This is a genomic window from Citrobacter sp. RHBSTW-00524 (assembly GCF_013747755.1).
Taxonomy (GTDB): Bacteria; Pseudomonadota; Gammaproteobacteria; order Enterobacterales; family Enterobacteriaceae; genus Citrobacter; species Citrobacter braakii.
The window spans coordinates 5220225-5244155 of sequence record NZ_CP056421.1; the positions used below are offsets into that span (position 1 = coordinate 5220225).

General features: G+C 51.4%; 23 protein-coding genes. 20 read left to right on the forward strand and 3 right to left on the reverse strand.

Annotated elements, in window-relative coordinates; genetic code table 11:
* Positions 1-83 precede the first annotated feature (83 nt).
* From mioC to phoU, 19 genes are all read left to right on the forward strand, one after another.
* Complete coding sequence (gene mioC / locus HV229_RS24985) at positions 84-533, forward strand: FMN-binding protein MioC (protein ID WP_181546614.1); 450 nt, start codon at positions 84-86, stop codon at positions 531-533.
* Positions 534-905: 372 nt separating this feature from the next.
* Positions 906-2795, forward strand: a complete 1890-nt coding sequence (mnmG, locus tag HV229_RS24990; protein ID WP_016155085.1) for a tRNA uridine-5-carboxymethylaminomethyl(34) synthesis enzyme MnmG — start codon at positions 906-908, stop codon at positions 2793-2795.
* 103 nt (positions 2796-2898) lie between these two features.
* On the forward strand, positions 2899-3522 hold the full coding sequence (gene rsmG, locus HV229_RS24995) for a 16S rRNA (guanine(527)-N(7))-methyltransferase RsmG (protein ID WP_169330480.1): 624 nt from the start codon (positions 2899-2901) through the stop codon (positions 3520-3522).
* A 614-nt stretch (positions 3523-4136) separates the two neighbouring features.
* Complete coding sequence (gene atpI, locus HV229_RS25000; RefSeq protein WP_003023790.1) at positions 4137-4517, forward strand: F0F1 ATP synthase subunit I; 381 nt, start codon at positions 4137-4139, stop codon at positions 4515-4517.
* A gap of 7 nt (positions 4518-4524) precedes the next feature.
* The gene (gene atpB / locus HV229_RS25005) at positions 4525-5340 is read left to right on the forward strand and encodes a F0F1 ATP synthase subunit A (protein ID WP_003023792.1); all 816 of its coding nucleotides are present in this window, start codon (positions 4525-4527) and stop codon (positions 5338-5340) included.
* Between the two features lie 46 nt (positions 5341-5386).
* Complete coding sequence (gene atpE / locus HV229_RS25010) at positions 5387-5626, forward strand: F0F1 ATP synthase subunit C (protein ID WP_003023794.1); 240 nt, start codon at positions 5387-5389, stop codon at positions 5624-5626.
* 59 nt (positions 5627-5685) lie between these two features.
* A complete protein-coding gene (atpF, locus tag HV229_RS25015) occupies positions 5686-6156 on the forward strand; it encodes a F0F1 ATP synthase subunit B (RefSeq protein ID WP_003827022.1) in 471 nt (156 codons plus the stop codon).
* A 14-nt stretch (positions 6157-6170) separates the two neighbouring features.
* The gene (gene atpH / locus HV229_RS25020) at positions 6171-6704 is read left to right on the forward strand and encodes a F0F1 ATP synthase subunit delta (protein ID WP_006687767.1); all 534 of its coding nucleotides are present in this window, start codon (positions 6171-6173) and stop codon (positions 6702-6704) included.
* 12 nt (positions 6705-6716) lie between these two features.
* Positions 6717-8258, forward strand: coding sequence for a F0F1 ATP synthase subunit alpha (gene atpA / locus HV229_RS25025; protein WP_003023802.1), 1542 nt, complete (start codon positions 6717-6719; stop codon positions 8256-8258).
* A gap of 50 nt (positions 8259-8308) precedes the next feature.
* Entirely contained in the window at positions 8309-9172 is an 864-nt protein-coding gene (gene atpG / locus HV229_RS25030; protein ID WP_016155083.1) for a F0F1 ATP synthase subunit gamma, read from the forward strand.
* Positions 9173-9198: 26 nt separating this feature from the next.
* Positions 9199-10581, forward strand: coding sequence for a F0F1 ATP synthase subunit beta (atpD, locus tag HV229_RS25035; protein WP_003023806.1), 1383 nt, complete (start codon positions 9199-9201; stop codon positions 10579-10581).
* Between the two features lie 20 nt (positions 10582-10601).
* Entirely contained in the window at positions 10602-11021 is a 420-nt protein-coding gene (locus HV229_RS25040) for a F0F1 ATP synthase subunit epsilon (RefSeq protein ID WP_003023809.1), read from the forward strand.
* Between the two features lie 673 nt (positions 11022-11694).
* Positions 11695-13065, forward strand: a complete 1371-nt coding sequence (gene glmU / locus HV229_RS25045; RefSeq protein ID WP_181546616.1) for a bifunctional UDP-N-acetylglucosamine diphosphorylase/glucosamine-1-phosphate N-acetyltransferase GlmU — start codon at positions 11695-11697, stop codon at positions 13063-13065.
* 223 nt (positions 13066-13288) lie between these two features.
* Complete coding sequence (gene glmS, locus HV229_RS25050) at positions 13289-15118, forward strand: glutamine--fructose-6-phosphate transaminase (isomerizing) (protein WP_181546618.1); 1830 nt, start codon at positions 13289-13291, stop codon at positions 15116-15118.
* A gap of 333 nt (positions 15119-15451) precedes the next feature.
* On the forward strand, positions 15452-16492 hold the full coding sequence (pstS, locus tag HV229_RS25055) for a phosphate ABC transporter substrate-binding protein PstS (protein ID WP_016157820.1): 1041 nt from the start codon (positions 15452-15454) through the stop codon (positions 16490-16492).
* A 192-nt stretch (positions 16493-16684) separates the two neighbouring features.
* Positions 16685-17644 carry a phosphate ABC transporter permease PstC gene (gene pstC / locus HV229_RS25060; RefSeq protein ID WP_016155078.1) on the forward strand — a complete coding sequence of 320 codons (960 nt, stop codon included), beginning with the start codon at positions 16685-16687 and terminating at the stop codon, positions 17642-17644.
* Positions 17644-18534, forward strand: a complete 891-nt coding sequence (gene pstA, locus HV229_RS25065) for a phosphate ABC transporter permease PstA (protein ID WP_016155077.1) — start codon at positions 17644-17646, stop codon at positions 18532-18534. The genes pstC and pstA overlap by 1 nt, the downstream gene beginning before the upstream one ends.
* A 106-nt stretch (positions 18535-18640) precedes the next feature.
* A complete protein-coding gene (gene pstB, locus HV229_RS25070; RefSeq protein WP_003023821.1) occupies positions 18641-19414 on the forward strand; it encodes a phosphate ABC transporter ATP-binding protein PstB in 774 nt (257 codons plus the stop codon).
* 14 nt (positions 19415-19428) lie between these two features.
* Positions 19429-20154 (forward strand): phosphate signaling complex protein PhoU, encoded by a 726-nt coding sequence (gene phoU / locus HV229_RS25075; RefSeq protein ID WP_003023824.1) that lies wholly within the window; start codon positions 19429-19431, stop codon positions 20152-20154.
* Positions 20155-20237: 83 nt separating this feature from the next.
* Here phoU and yieH read toward each other — a convergent pair whose 3' ends face one another.
* On the reverse strand, positions 20238-20903 hold the full coding sequence (gene yieH, locus HV229_RS25080; protein WP_047358455.1) for a 6-phosphogluconate phosphatase: 666 nt from the start codon (positions 20901-20903) through the stop codon (positions 20238-20240).
* Positions 20904-21070: 167 nt separating this feature from the next.
* Between yieH and adeP the strand changes: the two genes are divergently transcribed.
* Positions 21071-22408 (forward strand): adenine permease AdeP, encoded by a 1338-nt coding sequence (gene adeP, locus HV229_RS25085; RefSeq protein ID WP_016155075.1) that lies wholly within the window; start codon positions 21071-21073, stop codon positions 22406-22408.
* 115 nt (positions 22409-22523) lie between these two features.
* Here the strand turns inward: adeP and HV229_RS25090 are convergent, their stop codons facing one another.
* Entirely contained in the window at positions 22524-23090 is a 567-nt protein-coding gene (locus HV229_RS25090) for an NADPH-dependent FMN reductase (protein ID WP_003827046.1), read from the reverse strand.
* A 30-nt stretch (positions 23091-23120) separates the two neighbouring features.
* Positions 23121-23867, reverse strand: coding sequence for a 4'-phosphopantetheinyl transferase superfamily protein (locus HV229_RS25095; RefSeq protein WP_016155074.1), 747 nt, complete (start codon positions 23865-23867; stop codon positions 23121-23123).
* Between the last annotated feature and the right edge of the window lie 64 nt (positions 23868-23931).

The window sequence follows — 23931 nt, forward strand, 5'->3', positions numbered from 1 at the left end:
TTTTTTAATCCCCTATTTTTCCACAGGTAGATCCCAGCTCGCTCACAGCGTACAATACGCCCTCTTTATAAAGGTGGGCGATCATGGCAGAAATCACTCTTATCAGCGGCAGCACGCTTGGCAGTGCGGAATATGTAGCAGAGCATCTGGCTGAAAAACTGGACGACGCGGGTTTTTCCAACGAAATACTGCATGGGCCAATGCTTGAAGAGGTCCCGACTGATGGGATCTGGCTGATTATTAGCTCCACGCACGGTGCGGGAGACATTCCTGACAACCTGCAGCCTTTATATGATGCCTTATGCGAGCAAAAACCGGACCTTTCACAAGTGCACTTTGGTGCAATCGGGATCGGCAGTCGTGAATATGACACCTTTTGCGGCGCAATCGACAAGCTGGAAGCCGAACTGAAAGCCTGCGGGGCAAAACAGATCGGCGAAACGCTCAGGATCAACGTACTGGAACATGAAATTCCGGAAGATCCGGCTGAAATTTGGCTGGGATCCTGGCATCCATTGCTCAGAGATTTGTAAAGATCGTACTTTTTTATGTGGATAACTCTGGTTAAAAGCTTGGATCAACCGGTAGTTATCCCAAGAACAACCGTTGTTCAGTTTTTGAGTTGTGTATAACCCTTCATTCTGCTCCCAGCTTATACGGGCCAGGATCACCGATCATTCACAGCTAATGATCCTCAACAACCTGTTGATCTTATTCAAAGGATCGCCCTTATCCACAGAAAGTTGCGATCCTAATAAGAGATCACAATAAAACAGATCTCTAAATAAAAAGATCTTCTTTTTAATACCCAGGATCCCAGGGCTTTCTCGATCGACTAAAGTTGAGTAGAATCCACGGCCCGGGCTTCAATCCACTTTCACACCGCGTTATGCGAGGCAATTACCATGTTTTATCAGGATCCTTTTGACGTCATCATCATTGGCGGGGGTCATGCAGGCACCGAGGCCGCAATGGCCGCGGCGCGAATGGGTCAACAGACTCTGCTTTTGACACACAATATCGACACTCTGGGACAGATGAGCTGCAACCCGGCGATCGGCGGTATTGGGAAGGGACACCTGGTAAAAGAAGTGGATGCGCTTGGTGGGTTGATGGCAAAAGCGATCGACCATGCAGGTATCCAGTTTAGGATACTAAACGCCAGCAAAGGGCCAGCCGTTCGTGCTACCCGAGCTCAGGCCGACCGTGTGCTCTATCGCCAGGCTGTACGCACCGCACTCGAGAATCAACCCAATCTGATGATCTTCCAACAGGCGGTTGAAGATCTGATTGTTGAAAACGATCGTGTTGTGGGTGCAGTGACCCAAATGGGACTGAAGTTCCGTGCCAAAGCGGTTGTATTAACCGTAGGGACTTTTCTTGACGGCAAAATTCATATTGGTCTGGACAACTACAGCGGCGGCCGTGCTGGCGATCCGCCGTCTATCCCGCTGTCACGCCGTCTGCGTGAACTGCCTTTGCGCGTCAGCCGCCTGAAAACCGGTACGCCGCCGCGTATCGATGCACGCACTATTGATTTCAGCGTGCTCGGCCAGCAAAACAGCGATAACCCGATGCCGGTCTTCTCATTCCTGGGCGATGCTTCTCAACATCCGCGTCAGATGCCGTGTTACATCACGCATACCAATGAGAGAACCCATGACGTGATCCGCAATAACCTCGATCGTAGCCCGATGTACGCAGGCGTGATCGAAGGTATCGGTCCGCGCTACTGCCCGTCGATCGAAGACAAAGTGATGCGCTTTGCCGATCGTAATCAGCATCAGATCTTCCTCGAACCGGAAGGACTGACGTCTAACGAAATTTATCCGAATGGTATCTCCACCAGCTTGCCGTTCGATGTGCAGATGCAAATTGTCCGCTCCATGCAGGGAATGGAAAATGCCAGAATCGTCCGTCCTGGCTACGCGATTGAGTATGATTTCTTCGATCCGCGCGACCTGAAACCCACTCTGGAAAGCAAATTCATCCAGGGTCTGTTCTTTGCGGGCCAGATTAACGGTACTACCGGTTACGAAGAAGCTGCCGCGCAAGGGATGTTGGCGGGTCTGAACGCCGCACGTTTGTCTGCTGAGAAAGACGGCTGGGCACCGCGTCGCGATCAGGCTTATCTTGGTGTACTGGTGGACGATCTGTGTACGCTTGGCACCAAAGAACCGTACCGTATGTTCACCTCACGCGCAGAATACCGTTTGATGCTGCGCGAAGATAACGCCGACCTGCGTCTGACCGAAATTGGTCGTGAACTGGGTCTGGTGGACGACGAGCGCTGGGCTCGTTTCAACGAGAAGCTGGAGCGTATCGAACAGGAACGTCAGCGTCTTAAATCAACCTGGGTAAATCCGTTAGCGGAATCTGCAGCAGAAGTGAATGCTCACCTGGCTACGCCTTTGTCACGTGAAGCCAGCGGTGAAGATCTCCTGCGCCGCCCGGATATGACCTATGCTCAGTTGACCTCTTTATCTGCGTTCGCACCAGCGCTCGACGATGCTCAGGCCGCGGAACAGGTTGAGATTCAGGTTAAATACGAAGGGTATATCGCCCGTCAGCAGGAAGAAATCGAAAGACAACAGCGTAATGAGAACACCCTGTTGCCTGCAACGCTGGATTATCGTCAGGTCTCAGGCTTGTCGAATGAAGTTATCGCCAAGCTGAACGATCACAAACCGGTATCGATCGGCCAGGCATCGCGTATTTCTGGCGTAACGCCTGCCGCCATTTCCATTCTGCTGGTATGGCTGAAGAAACAAGGTATGCTGCGCCGCAGCGCTTGATAACACTATTTTGGCGGCGGGCGCTTCGCCTGCCCGCCCTACAAATTTGTAGTCCCGATAAGCTATAGCGCATCGGGAAATTGATTATGAACAGGTAACGACCGTGCTCAACAAACTCTCTCGTCTGCTGGCTGATGCTGGTATTTCTCTTACCGATCACCAGAAAAATCAGCTGATTGCGTATGTCGATATGCTGCACAAATGGAACAAAGCGTACAACTTGACGTCGGTACGGGATCCCAACGAAATGCTGGTGCGCCATATTCTGGACAGTATTGTCGTCGCGCCGTATCTGAAGGGGGAGCGTTTTATTGACGTGGGTACGGGACCGGGCCTGCCGGGTATTCCTCTCTCTATCGTGCGCCCAGAAGCGCATTTCACACTGCTGGATAGTCTGGGAAAACGCGTCCGTTTCTTGCGTCAGGTGCAGCATGAGCTTGCGCTTACTAACATCACTCCTGTGCAAAGTCGCGTTGAAGAATTCCCTTCAGAGCCGCCGTTCGATGGGGTCATTAGCCGTGCGTTCGCGTCACTTACTGATATGGTGAGTTGGTGCCATCATTTGCCTGGCCTGGATGGGCGTTTTTATGCGCTAAAAGGGCAGTTGCCAGAAGACGAAATTGCTTCGTTGCCTGCAGAATTCAGCGTCGAGTTGGTCGAAAAATTACGCGTTCCGCAACTGGATGGTGAACGTCATCTGGTGGTTATTAAGCCAAACAAAATTTAATTTTTATCAAAAAAAATAGAAAAAAAACGGCTATTCAGGTGTTAAAAGTCATAGGGAATAGTGTGGTTAAATGTCGTTACAATTCACTAGCGCCTTACGGTTTTGCATCATAACTATAACGTACCGTTTTTTGTTAAAAGCGAAACAAGTCAGCTGTGAAAATATCAGTCTGCTAAAAATAGAACGTAAGAACCACCCGTTGTGTTAATTTTTTATTATAAATGTCAATGTGTGGTTTTTTTGTTGTTAGCTGTTGTTTTTGAAATAGTGGCTATTTTTACGCTTAAATATCAAAAAGATGAAAAGGCATCATTTGCCACGTAAATAAATTATGCGAAGGTGAATATGTTCAATATGTGATCTGGTGCACGCTTTGCCGCCAGTATTTACGCGGCATTTGCAGTTTTGCATGATCGTTCACAGTTTGCTTAAAAGTGATAAATGTGGGGTAGCGAAAAATATTTAAACATTTATTCACTTTTTAGCTACTTATTGTTTGAAATCACGAAGGCGCACCGTATAATTTGACCGCTTTTTGATGCTTGACTCTAAGCCATAAAGAACGTTTTATACGACACGCGGCATACCTCGAAGGGAGCAGGAGTAAAAACGTGATGTCTATGTCGCTCTTGAGTCGAAACGTTGCTCGTAAGCTTTTGCTCACACAGTTTCTGGCGGTAATAGCAAGTGGATTGCTGTTTAGCCTCAAAGACCCTTTCTGGGGCATCTCCGCATTGTGCGGTGGATTGGCAGTGTTACTGCCTAATGTGTTGTTTATGATATTTGCCTGGCGTCACCAGGCGCATACACCAGCTAAAGGCCGAGTAGCCTGGACGTTCGCCTTCGGCGAAGCCTTCAAGGTGTTAGCTATGCTGGTTTTGCTGGTGGTGGCGTTGGCTGTTTTGAAAGCGGTATTCATGCCGCTGATCGTTACGTGGGTTTTGGTGCTGGTGGTTCAGATACTGGCGCCGGCTGTAATTAACAACAAAGGGTAAAGGCATCATGGCTTCAGAAAATATGACGCCGCAGGATTACATAGGACACCATCTGAATAACCTTCAGTTGGACCTACGTACATTCTCGCTGGTGGATCCGCACAACCCCCCAGCCACCTTCTGGACGCTCAATATTGACTCCATTTTCTTCTCGGTGGTTCTGGGTCTGTTGTTCCTGCTTATGTTCCGTAGCGTAGCTAAAAAGGCGACCAGCGGCGTACCAGGTAAATTTCAGACCGCGATTGAGCTGGTAATCGGCTTTGTGCATGGTAGCGTGAAAGACATGTACCATGGCAAAAGCAAGCTGATTGCTCCGCTGGCCCTGACGATTTTCGTCTGGGTATTCCTGATGAACTTGATGGATTTACTGCCTATCGACCTGCTGCCGTACATCGGTGAGCATATCTTTGGCCTGCCGGCTCTGCGTGTGGTTCCGTCTGCTGACGTGAACATCACCCTGTCGATGGCTCTGGGCGTATTTATCCTCATTCTGTTCTACAGCATCAAAATGAAAGGCATCGGCGGCTTCGCGAAAGAGTTGACGCTGCAGCCGTTCAATCACTGGGCGTTCATCCCTGTCAACTTAATCCTTGAAGGGGTAAGCCTGCTGTCCAAACCAATTTCTCTTGGTCTGCGACTGTTCGGCAACATGTATGCCGGTGAGCTGATTTTCATTCTGATTGCTGGTCTGTTGCCGTGGTGGTCACAGTGGATCCTGAATGTGCCATGGGCCATTTTCCACATACTGATCATCACGCTGCAAGCCTTCATATTTATGGTTCTGACGATTGTCTATCTGTCGATGGCATCTGAAGAGCATTAATTTACCAACACTACTACGTTTTAACTGAAACAAACTGGAGACTGTCATGGAAAACCTGAATATGGATCTGCTGTACATTGCTGCCGCTGTGATGATGGGTCTGGCGGCAATCGGTGCTGCGATCGGTATCGGCATCCTCGGGGGTAAATTCCTGGAAGGCGCAGCGCGTCAACCGGATCTGATTCCTCTGCTGCGTACTCAGTTCTTTATCGTTATGGGTCTGGTGGATGCAATCCCAATGATCGCTGTAGGTCTGGGTCTGTACGTGATGTTTGCTGTCGCGTAGTAAGCGTTGCTTGAATTAAGAGCAATATCAGAACGTTAACTAGATAGAGGCATTGTGCTGTGAATCTTAACGCAACAATCCTCGGCCAGGCCATCGCGTTTGTCCTGTTCGTTCTGTTCTGCATGAAGTACGTATGGCCGCCTTTAATGGCTGCCATCGAAAAACGTCAAAAAGAAATTGCTGACGGCCTTGCTTCTGCAGAACGAGCACATAAGGATCTTGACCTTGCAAAGGCCAGCGCGACCGACCAGCTGAAAAAAGCGAAGGCGGAAGCTCAGGTAATCATCGAGCAGGCGAACAAACGCCGTGCTCAGATCCTGGACGAAGCTAAAACTGAAGCAGAGCAGGAACGTACTAAAATCGTGGCACAGGCGCAGGCGGAAATTGACGCCGAGCGTAAACGTGCTCGCGAAGAGCTGCGTAAGCAAGTTGCTATCCTGGCTGTTGCTGGCGCCGAGAAGATCATCGAACGTTCCGTGGATGAAGCTGCTAATAGCGACATCGTGGACAAACTTGTCGCTGAACTGTAAGGAGGGAGGGGCTGATGTCTGAATTTATTACGGTAGCTCGCCCCTACGCCAAAGCAGCTTTTGACTTTGCCGTTGAGCACCAAAGCGTTGACCGTTGGCAGGATATGCTGACGTTTGCCGCTGAGGTGACGAAAAACGAACAAATGGCAGAGCTTCTCTCTGGCGCGCTGGCGCCGGAAACGCTCGCTGAGTCGTTTATCGCCGTGTGCGGTGAGCAGCTGGACGAAAGCGGCCAAAACCTGATTAGGGTAATGGCTGAAAATAACCGTCTGAATGCGCTCCCGGATGTTCTTGAGCAGTTTATTCATCTGCGTGCAGCCAGTGAGGCTATCTCTGAGGTAGAAGTCACTTCTGCCAATGCACTGAGTGATGAACAGCTTACGAAGATTAGTGCAGCGATGGAAAAACGTCTGTCACGCAAAGTTAAGCTGAATTGCAAAATCGATAAGTCTGTAATGGCAGGCGTAATCATCCGAGCGGGTGATATGGTCATTGATGGCAGCGTACGCGGCCGTCTTGAGCGCCTTGCAGACGTCTTGCAGTCTTAAGGGGACTGGAGCATGCAACTGAATTCCACCGAAATCAGCGAACTGATCAAGCAGCGCATTGCTCAGTTCAATGTTGTGAGCGAAGCTCACAACGAAGGTACTATTGTTTCTGTAAGTGACGGTGTTATCCGCATTCACGGCCTGGCCGATTGTATGCAGGGTGAGATGATTTCCCTGCCGGGTAACCGTTACGCTATCGCACTGAACCTGGAGCGCGACTCCGTAGGTGCCGTTGTGATGGGTCCATACGCTGACCTCGCCGAAGGCATGAAGGTTAAGTGTACGGGTCGTATTCTGGAAGTTCCGGTTGGCCGTGGCCTGCTGGGTCGTGTGGTGAACACTCTGGGTTCCCCAATTGACGGTAAAGGTCCGGTTGATAACGATGGCTTCTCACCAATCGAAGTTATCGCACCAGGCGTAATCGAACGTCAGTCCGTCGACCAGCCAGTACAGACAGGTTATAAATCTGTTGATGCCATGATCCCAATCGGTCGTGGCCAGCGTGAGCTGATCATCGGTGACCGTCAGACAGGTAAAACCGCGATGGCAATCGACGCCATCATCAACCAGCGTGATTCCGGTATCAAATGTGTGTACGTGGCTATCGGCCAGAAAGCGTCCACCATTTCTAACGTGGTTCGTAAACTGGAAGAACACGGCGCACTGTCCAACACCATCGTTGTTGTGGCGACCGCGTCTGAATCTGCTGCTCTGCAATACCTGGCGCCATATGCCGGTTGCGCAATGGGCGAATACTTCCGTGACCGCGGTGAAGACGCGCTGATCGTTTACGATGACCTGTCTAAACAGGCTGTTGCTTACCGTCAGGTTTCCCTGCTGCTCCGTCGTCCACCAGGACGTGAAGCATTCCCGGGCGACGTATTTTACCTCCACTCCCGTCTGCTGGAGCGCGCATCCCGCGTAAACGCGGAATACGTTGAGAAGTTCACCAATGGTGAAGTTAAAGGTAAAACCGGCTCCCTGACCGCTCTGCCGATTATCGAAACCCAGGCGGGTGACGTTTCTGCGTTCGTTCCGACCAACGTAATTTCCATTACAGATGGTCAGATCTTCCTGGAAACCAACCTGTTCAACTCCGGTATTCGTCCGGCAGTTAACCCGGGTATCTCCGTATCTCGTGTAGGTGGTGCAGCGCAGACCAAGATCATCAAGAAACTGTCCGGTGGTATTCGTACCGCACTGGCGCAGTATCGTGAACTGGCAGCGTTTTCTCAGTTCGCTTCCGACCTGGATGAAGCTACTCGTAAGCAGCTGAGCCACGGTCAGAAAGTAACTGAACTGCTGAAGCAGAAACAGTATGCCCCAATGTCTGTAGCACAGCAGGGTGTGGTGCTGTTTGCGGCTGAACGCGGTTACCTCGAAGATGTGGAGCTGGCGAAAATCGGTAGCTTCGAAGCCGCTCTGCTGGCTTACGTTGACCGTGACCACGCTCCGCTGATGCAAGAGATCAACCAGTCCGGTGGCTATAACGATGAAATCGAAGGCAAGCTGAAAGCTATCCTCGATTCCTTCAAGGCAACCCAGTCCTGGTAACGTCTGGCGGTCTGCTTTAGGGCGGACCGCAAGGCATTGAGGAGAAGCTCATGGCCGGCGCAAAAGAGATACGTAGTAAGATCGCAAGCGTCCAGAACACGCAGAAGATCACTAAAGCGATGGAGATGGTCGCCGCTTCCAAAATGCGTAAATCGCAGGATCGCATGGCGGCCAGCCGTCCTTATGCAGAGACCATGCGCAAAGTGATTGGTCACCTTGCGAATGGTAATCTGGAATATAAGCACCCTTACCTGGAAGAACGCGACGTTAAGCGCGTGGGCTACCTGGTGGTGTCGACCGACCGTGGTCTGTGCGGTGGCTTGAACATTAACCTGTTCAAAAAGCTGCTGGCGGATATGAAAGCATGGTCCGATAAAGGCGTTCAGTGCGATATCGCAATGATCGGCTCTAAGGGCGTGTCTTTCTTTAACTCCGTTGGCGGTAATGTGATTGCTCAGGTAACCGGTATGGGGGATAACCCTTCCCTGTCCGAACTGATCGGTCCGGTTAAAGTGATGCTGCAGGCCTACGATGAAGGTCGTCTGGACAGACTGTACGTTGTCAGCAACAAATTTATTAACACCATGTCTCAGACGCCAACCATCACCCAACTGCTGCCTCTGCCGGCATCAGATGATGATGAATTGAAGCGTAAATCTTGGGATTACCTGTATGAGCCAGACCCGAAAGCGCTGCTGGATACCCTGCTGCGTCGTTATGTCGAGTCTCAGGTTTATCAGGGCGTGGTAGAAAACCTGGCCAGCGAGCAGGCCGCACGTATGGTGGCGATGAAAGCCGCGACCGACAATGGCGGCAGCCTGATTAAAGAGCTGCAGTTGGTATACAACAAAGCTCGTCAGGCCAGCATTACTCAGGAACTCACCGAAATCGTCGGTGGTGCATCCGCGGTATAACCAGGTTAATTCGTAGAGGATTCAAGATGGCTACTGGAAAAATTGTCCAGGTAATCGGCGCCGTGGTTGACGTCGAATTCCCTCAGGATGCCGTACCGCGCGTGTACGATGCTCTTGAGGTTATGAATGGTAAAGAGAGCCTGGTGCTGGAAGTTCAGCAGCAGCTCGGCGGCGGTATCGTACGTACCATCGCCATGGGTTCTTCCGACGGTCTGCGTCGTGGTCTGGAAGTCAAAGATCTCGAGCACCCGATCGAAGTCCCGGTAGGTAAAGCAACTCTGGGTCGTATCATGAACGTCCTGGGTCACCCGATCGACATGAAAGGCGATATCGGTGAAGAAGAGCGTTGGGCTATCCACCGCGCGGCACCTTCCTATGAAGAGCTGTCCAGCTCTCAGGAACTGCTGGAAACCGGCATCAAAGTTATCGACCTGATGTGTCCGTTCGCTAAGGGCGGTAAAGTTGGTCTGTTCGGTGGTGCGGGTGTAGGTAAAACCGTAAACATGATGGAGCTGATCCGTAACATCGCGATCGAACACTCCGGTTACTCCGTGTTTGCGGGCGTGGGTGAACGTACTCGTGAGGGTAACGACTTCTACCACGAAATGACTGACTCCAACGTTCTGGACAAAGTATCCTTGGTATATGGCCAGATGAACGAGCCGCCGGGAAACCGTCTGCGCGTTGCTCTGACCGGTCTGACCATGGCAGAGAAGTTCCGTGACGAAGGTCGTGACGTTCTGCTGTTCGTTGATAACATCTATCGTTACACCCTGGCCGGTACAGAAGTATCCGCACTGCTGGGTCGTATGCCATCAGCGGTAGGCTACCAGCCGACCCTGGCGGAAGAGATGGGTGTTCTTCAGGAACGTATCACCTCTACCAAAACCGGTTCTATCACCTCCGTTCAGGCGGTATACGTACCTGCGGATGACTTGACTGACCCATCCCCAGCAACCACCTTTGCTCACTTAGATGCAACCGTGGTACTGAGCCGTCAGATCGCCTCTCTGGGTATCTACCCGGCAGTTGACCCGCTGGACTCCACCAGCCGTCAGCTGGATCCGCTGGTTGTTGGTCAGGAACACTACGACACCGCGCGTGGCGTACAGTCTCTGCTGCAGCGTTATCAGGAACTGAAAGACATCATCGCCATCCTGGGTATGGATGAACTGTCTGAAGAAGACAAGCTGGTGGTAGCACGCGCACGTAAAATTCAGCGCTTCCTGTCCCAGCCGTTCTTCGTTGCGGAAGTATTCACCGGTTCTCCAGGTAAATACGTATCCCTGAAAGACACCATCCGTGGCTTTAAAGGCATCATGGAAGGCGAATACGATCACCTGCCAGAGCAGGCGTTCTACATGGTTGGTTCTATCGACGAAGCCGTGGAAAAAGCCAAAAAACTTTAACGCCTTAATCGGAGGGTGATATGGCAATGACTTACCACCTGGACGTCGTCAGCGCAGAGCAGCAAATGTTCTCTGGTCTGGTCGAAAAAATCCAGGTAACGGGTAGTGAAGGTGAACTGGGTATTTTCCCGGGTCACGCACCGCTGCTCACCGCCATTAAGCCTGGTATGATCCGCATCGTTAAACAGTTCGGTCATGAAGAGTTTATCTATCTGTCTGGCGGCATTCTCGAAGTGCAGCCTGGCAGCGTGACCGTTCTGGCTGATACCGCGATTCGCGGACAGGATCTCGATGAAGCGAGAGCCCTGGAAGCGAAGCGTAAGGCTGAAGAGCACATTAAGAGCTCTCATGGTGACGTGGATTACGCTCAGGCATCTGCGGAACTGGCCAAAGCGATCGCGAAACTGCGCGTTATCGAGTTGACCAAAAAAGCGATGTAACACCGGCTTGAAAAGCACAAAAGCCAGTCTGGTTGCCAGGCTGGCTTTTTTTTATGGTTTTGTTTCAGTGAAAGTGGAACTAAAAAGCTGTTTTATTATTTTGTGATTTGTGTCACAAAAATATTGATCGGTTAAAAAATGAGGCGTAGACTCTTTTTTGTGTGATGTGTGTCACATAATTAACTCAGATAAAAACAGGATACCAACATGAAACTGATTAATAAAATCATCGCCCTTTTCAGCAGCATGGAAGTTTAGTCTTCCCGACCTGCTCTGTGGCGCGATGCTTTATACGGTTATCAGCACGCGCCAGCTGTTATTAAATCCCACTCCTCCGCTTTATCGTTTGTCCTCTTCCCTTTTAAAACTCTATTTTCCCTGTCTGTTTTTTCTGCTTCTCGCTGAATCACATTAATAAAATTATACTTTTCTTTTGTAACTCTTTATTCATGCAGTAAAAAAATAGCAAAAACATTAACCTAGGCTTTAATAAGAGCAGCCTCCTGGTTTTTGGGAGACAAAAGACGCCGAAATAGACGAAAATAGAGAGTTATCAGAGGGGAAATTTCCCCGATTGAACGTTTTATCTTCGGTCCATTTCACGATGAAAAAAATGTAGTATTTTCAATGTGAAACGGTATAAATTCGTTCTCAAATTACAGTCAGGACGTGTATGTTGAATAATGCTATGAGCGTCGTGATCCTTGCCGCAGGCAAAGGCACGCGTATGTATTCCGATCTCCCTAAAGTGCTGCATACCCTCGCAGGAAAGCCGATGGTTCAGCATGTCATTGATGCCGCTAATGAATTAGGTGCGACTCACGTACATCTGGTCTACGGGCACGGTGGTGATTTGCTTAAGCAGACGCTGAAAGATGGCAATCTAAACTGGATTCTGCAGGCAGAGCAGTTGGGGACCGGCCATGCAATGCAGCAGGCAGCGCCATTCTTTGGTGATGACGAAGACATTTTAATGCTCTATGGCGATGTGCCGCTGATCTCTACCGATACCTTACGTAGCCTGCGTGATGCTAAACCGCAGGGCGGCATCGGCCTGTTAACGGTAAAACTGGATGATCCATCCGGCTATGGGCGTATTACGCGTGAGAACGGTAACGTCACCGGTATCGTCGAGCATAAAGATGCAACTGACGAGCAGCGCCAAATCCAGGAAATCAACACCGGTATTCTGATTGCCAATGGCGCTGATATGAAGCGCTGGCTGTCCAAACTCACCAATAATAATGCGCAGGGTGAATACTACATCACCGATATCATTGCGATGGCGTATCAGGAAGGACGCGAAATTGCTGCGGTACATCCAGCACGTATTAGCGAAACGGAAGGGGTGAATAACCGTCTTCAGTTATCCCGTCTGGAGCGTGTTTATCAGTCCGAGCAAGCAGAGAAACTGCTGCTGGCGGGCGTGATGCTGCGCGATCCTGCACGTTTTGATCTTCGCGGTACGCTTATTCACGGGCGCGATGTTGAAATTGATACTAACGTTATCATTGAAGGTAACGTAACCGTTGGGGATCGCGTCAAGATTGGTGCTGGCTGTATCATCAAAAACAGCGTGATTGGTGAAGGTTGTGAGCTTAGCCCATACAGTGTGGTGGAAGATGCCCATATGGAAGCCGCTTGCACCATCGGTCCATTCGCGCGTCTGCGCCCGGGTGCTGAGCTGCAGGAAGGCGCGCACGTGGGTAACTTCGTCGAAATGAAAAAAGCGCGTCTGGGTAAAGGTTCTAAAGCTGGTCATCTGACCTATCTGGGCGATGCGGAAATTGGCGATAATGTGAATATCGGCGCGGGTACGATTACCTGCAACTACGATGGTGCCAATAAGTTTAAAACCATTATTGGTGATGATGTGTTTGTGGGTTCTGATACTCAGTTGGTGGCGCCTGTCACCGTGGGTAAAGGTGCCACCATCGCTGCTGGCACTACCGTAACGCGTAATGTCGCCGATAACGAACTGGTATTAAGCCGTGTACCTCAGGTCCATAAACAGGGCTGGCAGCGTCCGGTGAAGAAGAAGTAAGTGATTTTTGCCGGATGGCGGCCTACGTGCGGTGACGTTCTGTAGGCCTGATAAGCGTAAGCGCCATCAGGCAGACAAGAGATGAGGGGATAACATAATCCTCCGCTCAACAAGCAGTACCATAAAAATAACCCCACTCTCTACAAGGCTCGGGGCGCCCGGAAAGGGCAAATACAGGTCAGCGACAACGACAGGCAAATGCCTAAATTCGGAATCAAAAAATATGTGTGGAATTGTTGGCGCTATCGCGCAGCGTGATGTAGCTGAAATCCTTCTCGAAGGTTTACGTCGTCTGGAATATCGTGGTTATGACTCTGCTGGTCTGGCCGTTGTCGATGCTGAAGGCAACATGACCCGTCTGCGTCGTCTGGGTAAAGTGCAGATGCTGACTGCTGCTGCGGAAGAACATCCGCTGCATGGTGGTACAGGTATCGCTCATACCCGTTGGGCGACACACGGTGAACCTTCAGAAGTGAACGCGCATCCCCATGTTTCTGAACACATTGTTGTTGTGCATAACGGCATCATTGAAAACCATGAACCTCTGCGTGAACTACTGAAAACCCGTGGTTACACCTTTGTTTCTGAAACCGACACCGAAGTGATTGCTCACCTGGTGCATTGGGAACTGGAACAGGGTGGTACGCTGCGTGAAGCCGTACTGCGTACTATTCCACAGTTGCGCGGTGCCTATGGCACGGTGATCATGGATACCCGTAACCCGGAAACTCTGCTGGCGGCCCGTTCAGGTAGCCCGCTGGTGATTGGTCTGGGGATGGGGGAAAACTTTATCGCTTCCGATCAGCTGGCGTTGCTGCCGGTAACCCGTCGCTTTATCTTCCTGGAAGAAGGTGACATCGCAGAAGTGACCCGTCGTTCTGTCTCTATTTTCGACAAGTCTGGCGCACAAGTGAAGCGTCAGGATATCGAATCGAATCTGCAGTATGACGCGGGCGAAAAAGGTATTTATCGCCACTACATGCAGAAAGAGATCTACGAACAGCCGAACGCAATTAAAAATACGCTGACCGGGCGCATTAGTCACGGTGAAGTGGATTTAAGCGAGCTGGGTTCACGTGCCAACGAGTTGCTGTCTCAGGTTGAGCATATCCAGATTATCGCCTGCGGTACGTCCTACAACTCCGGTATGGTGTCCCGCTACTGGTTTGAATCGCTGGCTAGTATTCCTTGTGATGTCGAAATCGCTTCCGAGTTCCGCTATCGCAAATCCGCCGTGCGTCGTAACAGTCTGATGATTACCCTTTCCCAGTCCGGTGAAACGGCGGATACCCTGGCGGGTCTGCGCTTATCTAAAGAGCTGGGCTATCTGGGCTCGCTGGCTATTTGTAACGTACCGGGATCTTCTCTGGTGCGCGAATCCGACCTGGCGATGATGACCAATGCCGGTACCGAAATCGGTGTGGCCTCCACGAAAGCATTTACTACCCAACTGACCGTTCTGCTGATGCTGGTGGCGAAACTGTCTCGTCTGAAAGGCCTGGATGCGTCTATTGAGCAGGAGATCGTTCACGGTCTGCAGGCACTGCCGAGCCGTATTGAGCAGATGCTGTCTCAGGACAAACGCATTGCCGCTCTGGCGGAAGGTTTCTCAGACAAACACCATGCGCTGTTCCTGGGGCGTGGCGATCAGTACCCGATTGCGCTGGAAGGCGCGCTGAAGCTGAAAGAGATCTCTTATATTCACGCTGAAGCATATGCTGCAGGCGAACTGAAACACGGTCCGCTGGCGCTGATTGATGCCGATATGCCGGTTATCGTAGTTGCGCCGAACAACGAACTGTTGGAAAAACTGAAATCCAACATTGAAGAAGTTCGCGCTCGTGGCGGTCAGTTGTATGTCTTTGCGGACCAGGATGCTGGCTTTACCAGCAGCGAAAACATGCACATCATTGAGATGCCGCATGTGGAAGAGGTGATTGCACCGATCTTCTACACCGTTCCGTTGCAACTGCTGGCGTATCACGTGGCGCTGATTAAAGGCACCGACGTGGACCAGCCGCGTAACCTGGCAAAGTCGGTTACCGTAGAGTAATCCGCACTTAACTGAACTGAAAATGCCCTGCTGCAAGCGGGGCATTTTTTTAGCTTGTTCTGTTTTTAATCAATTATCCCGCCTGCTTTATGTGACAAACCGTCATCTTCAACTACTGTTTTCAGTGCCATAAAAAGAAAATTTCAGCGAAATGTTATTGTCATGATGGTGATTAACATTCTGTTTTAAATGTATTTTTAGATAAAAAACTTCCCGAGTTTTTCATTGTCATAAAACTGTCATATTTCGTACATTTAACTGTCACCTGTTTGTCCTATTTTGCTCACAGTAGCAACTCAAACAACGATTTACGAAAACCGTGCAGGAGACATTATGAAAGTTATGCGTACCACTGTCGCAACTGTTGTCGCCGCGACCTTATCCATGAGCGCGTTTTCTGCGTTTGCAGCAGCGAGCCTGACAGGTGCAGGTGCAACCTTCCCTGCGCCAGTGTATGCCAAATGGGCAGATACCTATCAGAAAGAGACCGGTAGCAAAGTAAACTACCAGGGTATCGGCTCCTCCGGTGGTGTAAAACAAATTACGGCCAATACCGTTGATTTCGGCGCCTCTGACGCACCGTTGTCTGACGAGAAACTGGCGCAAGAAGGCCTGTTCCAGTTCCCGACTGTTATCGGTGGTGTGGTGCTGGCGGTGAACATCCCTGGCCTGAAATCCGGCGAACTGGTGCTGGACGGTAAAACGCTGGGCGACATCTACCTCGGTAAAATTAAGAAGTGGGATGATGAAGCCATCACCAAACTGAACCCGGGTCTGAAGCTGCCTTCTCAGAATATCGCCGTTGTGCGTCGTGCTGACGGTTCCGGTACTTCCTTCGTTTTCACCAGCTACCTGGCGAAAGTGAACGAAGAGTGGAAATCTAAAATTGGTTCCGGCTCTACAGTTAACTGGCCGACCGGTCTGGGCGGTAAAGGTAACGACGGTATCGCTGCGTTCGTACAGCGTCTGCCGGGTTCTATCGGCTACGTTGAGTACGCTTACGCTAAGCAGAACAACCTGGCGTACACCAAGCTGGTCTCTGCTGATGGCAAACCGGTAAGTCCGACCGAAGAAAACTTTGCCAACGCTGCAAAAGGCGCTGACTGGAGCAAAACCTTCGCTCAGGATCTGACTAACCAGAAAGGTGACGATGCGTGGCCGATCACTTCCACCACCTTCATCCTGGTGCATAAAGAGCAGAAGAAACCTGAGCAGGGCGCTGAAGTGCTGAAGTTCTTCGATTGGGCGTACAAAAATGGCGGCAAACAGGCTAATGACCTGGATTACGCCAGCCTGCCGGACAGCGTGGTTGAGCAGATTCGTGCTGCATGGAAGACCAACGTGAAGGACAGCAACGGTAAAGCGCTGTACTAAATACCCGTCATACTTCGAGCCGCAGTTGTGTTGGCTGTGCTTGTTCACCCCAGTCACATAGTGAATCTATGTGACTGGGTATTCACAAGCTTGCCGCCTTGCTGCAACTCGAATTATTTAGGGTATGGCATTACGTTAGCCGGGAAGCACGATAAAATGCGTGCTTCCTGGCCCAAACTTAAAGAGTGATTTATGGCTGCAACCAAGCCTGCTTTGAACCCACCGGGTAAAAAAGGTGACATGATATTCAGCGCGCTGGTAAAACTGGCTGCGCTGATTGTGCTATTGATGTTGGGTGGCATTATTGTCTCTCTGGTTATCTCCTCCTGGCCAAGCATTCAGAAATTTGGCTTCTCCTTTCTGTGGACTAAAGAATGGGATGCGCCAAACGATATCTACGGTGCATTAGTACCGATTTACGGTACGCTGGTCACCTCGCTTATCGCACTGCTGATCGCCGTTCCGGTGAGTTTTGGCATAGCCTTATTCCTGACTGAACTTGCTCCTGGCTGGCTGCGTCGCCCGCTGGGTATCGCTATTGAATTGCTGGCGGCAATTCCGAGTATCGTGTACGGCATGTGGGGCCTGTTTATCTTTGCCCCGCTGTTTGCGACTTACTTCCAGGAGCCGGTCGGGAACATCCTTTCCAACATTCCGTTTGTTGGCGCGCTGTTTGCGGGTCCGGCATTTGGTATCGGTATTCTGGCCGCTGGCGTGATCCTCGCCATCATGATCATCCCGTACATTGCGGCGGTTATGCGCGATGTGTTCGAACAAACGCCGGTGCTGATGAAAGAGTCAGCCTACGGCATCGGTTGTACTACCTGGGAAGTTATCTGGCGCATCGTCCTGCCGTTCACCAAAAACGGCGTGATCGGCGGCGTGATGCTCGGTCTGGGCCGCGCGCTGGGTGAAACCATGGCGGTGACGTTCATCATCGGTAACACCTACCAGCTCGATAGTGCCTCGCTGTACATGCCGGGCAACAGTATTACTTCTGCGCTGGCGAATGAATTTGCCGAAGCGGAATCAGGACTGCACGTTGCCGCGTTGATGGAACTGGGCCTGATTCTGTTTGTGATTACCTTCATCGTGCTGGCGGCGTCTAAGTTCATGATCATGCGCCTTGCGAAGAACGAGGGGGCACGCTAATGGCTACGCTTGAAATGCAAAACACCGCTGCGCTTGCGGAATCCCGCCGTAAAATGCAGGCGCGTCGTCGTCTGAAGAACCGCATCGCGCTGACGCTCTCTATGGCGACCATGGCATTCGGTCTGTTCTGGCTTATCTGGATCCTGATGTCCACGATCACCCGCGGTATTGACGGTATGTCACTGGCGCTGTTCACCGAAATGACACCTCCGCCGAATACGGCTGGTGGTGGTCTGGCGAATGCCCTGGCCGGTAGCGGACTGTTAATTCTGTGGGCGACCGTGTTTGGTACACCGCTTGGTATTATGGCGGGCATCTACCTGGCAGAGTACGGACGTAAGTCCTGGCTGGCTGAGGTGATCCGCTTTATCAACGACATCCTGCTTTCTGCGCCATCAATCGTGGTCGGTCTGTTCGTTTACACCATCGTGGTAGCAAAAATGGAGCACTTCTCCGGCTGGGCGGGCGTTATCGCGCTGGCGCTGCTGCAGGTGCCCATTGTTATTCGTACCACGGAGAACATGCTCAAGCTGGTACCGGATAGCCTGCGTGAAGCCGCCTATGCGCTGGGTACGCCGAAATGGAAGATGATTTCTGCGATCACCCTGAAGGCCTCTGTCTCAGGCATCATTACAGGCGTTTTACTGGCTATTGCACGTATCGCAGGTGAAACGGCTCCGCTGCTGTTTACGTCGCTCTCCAATCAGTTCTGGAGCACTGACATGATGCAGCCTATCGCCAACCTGCCGGTCACTATCTTTAAGTTTGCGATGAGCCCGTTTGCTGAGTGGCAGCAACTGGCCTGGGCCGGGGTACTGATTATTACCCTGTGCGTACTGCTGCTGAACATTCTGGCGCGCGTCATTTTCGCGAAGAAGAAACACGGTTAAGACGAAGTGCCGGATGGCGGCGTAAACGCCTTATCCGGCCTACGATTGAAGACATTTGTAGGCCTGAAAGCTGCGCGCCATCAGGCATGATGAGGAAAAGATAGAAATGAGTATGGTTGATACTGCCCCGGGTAAGATTCAGGTTCGTGATTTGAACTTCTACTATGGCAAGTTCCATGCCCTGAAGAACATCAACCTGGATATTGCCAAAAACCAGGTAACGGCGTTTATCGGGCCGTCAGGCTGTGGTAAATCGACGTTGCTGCGTACGTTCAATAAAATGTTTGAACTGTACCCGGAACAGCGTGCGGAAGGCGAAATCCTGCTGGATGGCGACAATATTCTCACCAACACTCAGGATATCGCTCTGCTGCGTGCCAAAGTGGGCATGGTATTCCAGAAGCCGACGCCGTTCCCGATGTCCATCTACGACAACATCGCTTTTGGCGTGCGTCTGTTTGAGAAACTCTCTCGTGCGGATATGGACGAGCGTGTGCAGTGGGCATTGACCAAGGCCGCGCTGTGGAACGAAACCAAAGATAAATTACACCAGAGCGGGTACTCTCTCTCCGGTGGTCAGCAGCAGCGTCTGTGTATTGCGCGTGGGATCGCCATTCGCCCGGAAGTGCTTCTGCTTGATGAGCCGTGTTCAGCGCTCGACCCTATTTCTACCGGGCGTATCGAAGAGCTGATCACTGAGTTGAAAGAGGATTACACCGTCGTTATCGTTACCCACAACATGCAGCAGGCTGCGCGTTGTTCCGATCACACGGCATTTATGTACCTGGGCGAGTTGATTGAGTTCAGTAACACGGACGATCTGTTCACCAAGCCCGCGAAGAAACAAACTGAAGACTACATCACCGGTCGTTACGGCTGATTCAGGAGCTTGTTGTGGATAATCTTAACCTTAATAAACACATTTCCGGCCAGTTCAATGCAGAGCTGGAAAGCATCCGTACCCAGGTGATGACCATGGGCGGCATGGTCGAGCAGCAGCTTTCTGATGCGATTACCGCCATGCACAATCAGGACAGTGAGCTGGCGAAGCGCGTCATTGAGGGCGATAAGAACGTCAATATGATGGAAGTGGCGATCGACGAGGCCTGCGTGCGTATCATTGCCAAGCGTCAGCCGACCGCCAGTGACTTGCGTCTGGTGATGGCGATTATCAAAACGATCGCTGAGCTGGAACGTATTGGCGACGTTGCGGATAAAATTTGCCGCACCGCGCTGGAGAAATTTTCTCAACAGCATCAGCCGCTGCTGGTAAGCCTGGAATCACTGGGTCGCCACACCGTACAAATGCTGCATGACGTGCTGGATGCGTTTGCGCGTATGGATCTTGACGAAGCGGTACGTATTTATCGCGAAGATAAGAAAGTCGACCAGGAGTATGAAGGTATCGTGCGTCAGCTGATGACCTACATGATGGAAGATCCGCGTACCATTCCAAGCGTGCTGACCGCGCTGTTCTGCGCGCGCTCCATCGAGCGTATCGGTGACCGTTGCCAGAATATCTGCGAATACATCTTCTACTTCGTGAAGGGACAAGACTTCCGTCACGTGGGCGGTGATGAGCTGGATAAGCTGCTGGCGGGCAAAGATCCGAAAGAGTGATATTTGTGGCGGGTGGCGCTAACGCTTACCCGCTCTACGAGACATGCAGGCCGGATCAGCGTTAGCGCCATCCGGCCTTTCAGTTATCGCGTAATATTCCAACCCCGCGCCTTCCATAACGCTGGCAACTGCGCCAGATCGGTAAACGTCGTCACTTTTGGATGATCGATTGGTTTGTTATGCGGATCGGCGCAGAAGTAAAACACTTCCATCCCTGCAGCAATCCCCGCCTGCGCACCTGCGCTGGAGTCATCAACCAGAATGCAGTTCTCAACGTTAACGTCCATCGCTTTCGCCGCATGGAACATCAGGGCCGGATCGGGTTTCCAGCGTTGAATATCGTAGCCGCTGAACAGTAAATCAGGGAAATGGTGCAACATACCCAGCTTACCCAGCGAGTGCTGCATTTTGCTGACCGGACCGTTAGATACCACGCACATAGGGACGGTCATGCTGTCCAGCAGCGCATTGGCTCCGGCAATCACCTCCAGTTCCGTATCGAACAGACGTGCGACCTCTGCGCGGTAAACCGGTTCTAATTCGGCTTTTGCCAGTTCGACACCGTGCTCTTCGTTGATAATGTCGATGATCTCGTACAGCTTTACCCCCTTGAAGCGTTTAAAAGTTTCTTCAAGATCGAGCGTAATGCCGAACGCCTGGAACATGCTGACATACGCGCGAGAACAAATCACTTCACTGTCGACAAGGGTACCGTCACAGTCAAAAAATACGGCTTCTATCTGGGACATGTCATTTCCGTTTTAACAAGTTTAACGTTTTCGTAATGCATTATTGGGCGACGCAATCGTTGCCGTATAAGCAAAATCAATGAAAAAAGTTGCTCATAACCCAACCCTATTGTCGCATTTTGGTATAGGATAGCGACGAATTTTCCCTCCTTGTTCGGAAATTGATAATGAGTCAACAACACACAACCCAGGCTTCTGGCCAGGGGATGCTGGAACGCGTGTTCAAACTGCGCGAACATGGCACGACGGCACGGACCGAAGTGATCGCCGGTTTAACCACCTTCCTGACGATGGTGTATATCGTTTTTGTTAACCCGCAAATTCTTGGCGTGGCTGGCATGGATACCAGCGCCGTCTTTGTGACCACCTGCCTGATTGCTGCATTTGGTAGCATCCTGATGGGCCTGTTTGCCAACCTGCCGGTCGCACTTGCGCCTGCTATGGGTCTGAATGCGTTCTTCGCCTTCGTGGTCGTTGGCGCGATGGGCCTGTCATGGCAGATCGGTATGGGCGCAATCTTCTGGGGCGCGGTAGGTCTGCTGCTACTGACGATTTTCCGCGTACGTTACTGGATGATTGCCAACATCCCGGTTAGCTTGCGCGTGGGGATCACCAGCGGTATTGGTCTGTTCATCGGCATGATGGGGCTGAAAAACGCTGGTGTTATCGTCGCCAACCAAGACACCCTGGTGTCTATTGGCAACCTGACGTCCCACAGCGTACTGCTCGGTATTCTGGGTTTCTTTATCATCGCGATTCTGGCTTCACGTAACATCCATGCGGCGGTACTGATCTCTATCATTGTGACCACGCTGCTGGGTTGGATGCTGGGCGATGTCCATTACAACGGGATCGTATCCGCGCCGCCGAGCGTAATGTCCGTTATCGGGCATGTTGATCTGGCTGGTTCGTTTAACATTGGTCTTGCGGGCGTAATTTTCTCGTTCATGCTGGTCAACCTGTTCGACTCCTCCGGTACGCTAATTGGCGTCACGGATAAAGCCGGTCTGGCGGATGCGAAGGGTAAGTTTCCGCGTATGAAGCAGGCGCTGTATGTGGATAGCGTGTCATCGGTTGCTGGTGCGTTTATCGGTACTTCTTCCGTTACCGCGTATATCGAGTCTTCTTCCGGGGTTTCTGTCGGTGGACGTACTGGCCTGACCGCGGTAGTTGTTGGCCTGTTGTTCCTGCTGGTTATCTTCCTGTCGCCGCTGGCGGGAATGGTACCGGGATATGCGGCCGCTGGTGCGCTGATTTACGTTGGCGTCCTGATGACATCAAGCCTGTCACGCGTGAAGTGGGATGACCTGACTGAAGCCGTTCCGGCGTTTATTACCGCCGTGATGATGCCGTTTAGTTTCTCGATTACCGAAGGTATCGCGCTGGGCTTTATTTCCTACTGTGTGATGAAAATCGGTACCGGACGTTTCCGCGATCTCAGCCCGTGCGTCATCGTTGTCGCACTGCTGTTTGTGTTGAAGATTGTGTTTATCGACGCGCATTAATTGCTGCTGAGACGGTGCTGCGCGAGGCGTGTAGACCTGATAAGCGCAGCGCCATCAGGCAAATTTGATAACCGGATGCGGCCCGCCAGGCATTGCAGCCAGCGGGCTTTTTCTTTTAGGCTTTCACACGCTGGATGTAGTCGCCAAATGCGGTCAGCTGGCCGGTTAGATGGTCCAGCGTACTTTGGTCGATCACTTCACCTGTCTGCGGGTCCACTTTGTTCTGAATCACGCCGCCCATAAATTCCGGCTTATTCATTACCATGGCGTCGAGGAACACCAGGATCTGACGCAGATGATACTGGCAGCGCGCGCCGCCAATGGCGCCCATGGAGCTGGTCTGGATCAGCACCGGCTTACCCGATAATGGCTGATCCGGCAGGCGGGACAGCCAGTCGATGGCGTTCTTCAGTCCGCCAGGCACGGAATAGTTATATTCCGGTGTCACGATGACGACACCGTCAGCCTTCCTGATTTGCTCTGCCAGCGCTTCTACGCTTGCCGGAAAACCTTCTTCCTGCTGGAGGTCGGCATCGTACAGTGGGATATCACCAATTGATGGCAACGCGTTGACTTCCATTCCTGCTGGAGCAATCTTGGGCAGCGTACGGGCAACCATTCCATTAAACGAACCTTTGCGTAGACTTCCCAGTAACGTAACAACATTCAATGTTTCTGACATGGTGACTCCTGTTTCATCATAAAGGTTAAATCAAAGCGTATGGCTCTTCGCTGCGCATAATTGAGAGAACCGGATCAGACGACCCGTAGGCTCATTGGCGCGGGTCTGGATATCAGGCAAACTTTTCCAGTCCTGTTTACCATCAAACTCCCAAACCTTGAGTTTTTCAATGGTTGGCGTAACTGCAACCGACCACACCAGAACATCTTCCGCATCGCAAATGGCTTCAACCTGCGCAACATGGGCACATTTCAGACGTCCTGCGCCGGGTAAAAGCTGGAGTTCGTGCGGATCATCATTGCTTACATCACCGGTGAGTTTGAGTACGCTCTGGCGCAACGTAATGAGCTGCGCGCGTGCTTCGTTGGGGTCGTTTTGGTTATTGATCCACAGATTTTCGTTGCTGGAGAAGCGCCATGTTTCCGTTGAATGCGGATGGTGAAAGCTGCGGGTAGCTCGCTGCAGTTCCATATCCAGCCCGCACGTTCCTTCAGTTGTTAGCGCAACGCCAACGATATTCCCGGCATAAGAAATCGAAAATCCCGGCAGGTTCTTATCGCGAAAAATGGGCTTACCTTTGGCCTGAGTAACAATCTCGGGCAGCGTACTGGTGCCGTAAAGCATAAACATCAGTTCAGCGAGTAAACTGCGGGAAGCCAGGAAACGTGTTCGGCGATGAGCGGGGAGATCTCTTGCTTCGATATGACATGGAGAAGGGAGGCGAGCTGAAACCAGGTGTCCCTCCGTAAGAATCCCTCTGGCAAAATGTGTCGCCATTTTTCGCTCCGTGATTAATGGTCCGTGATAATTACCAGAGTAACATTTACGCGACATCCAGGCA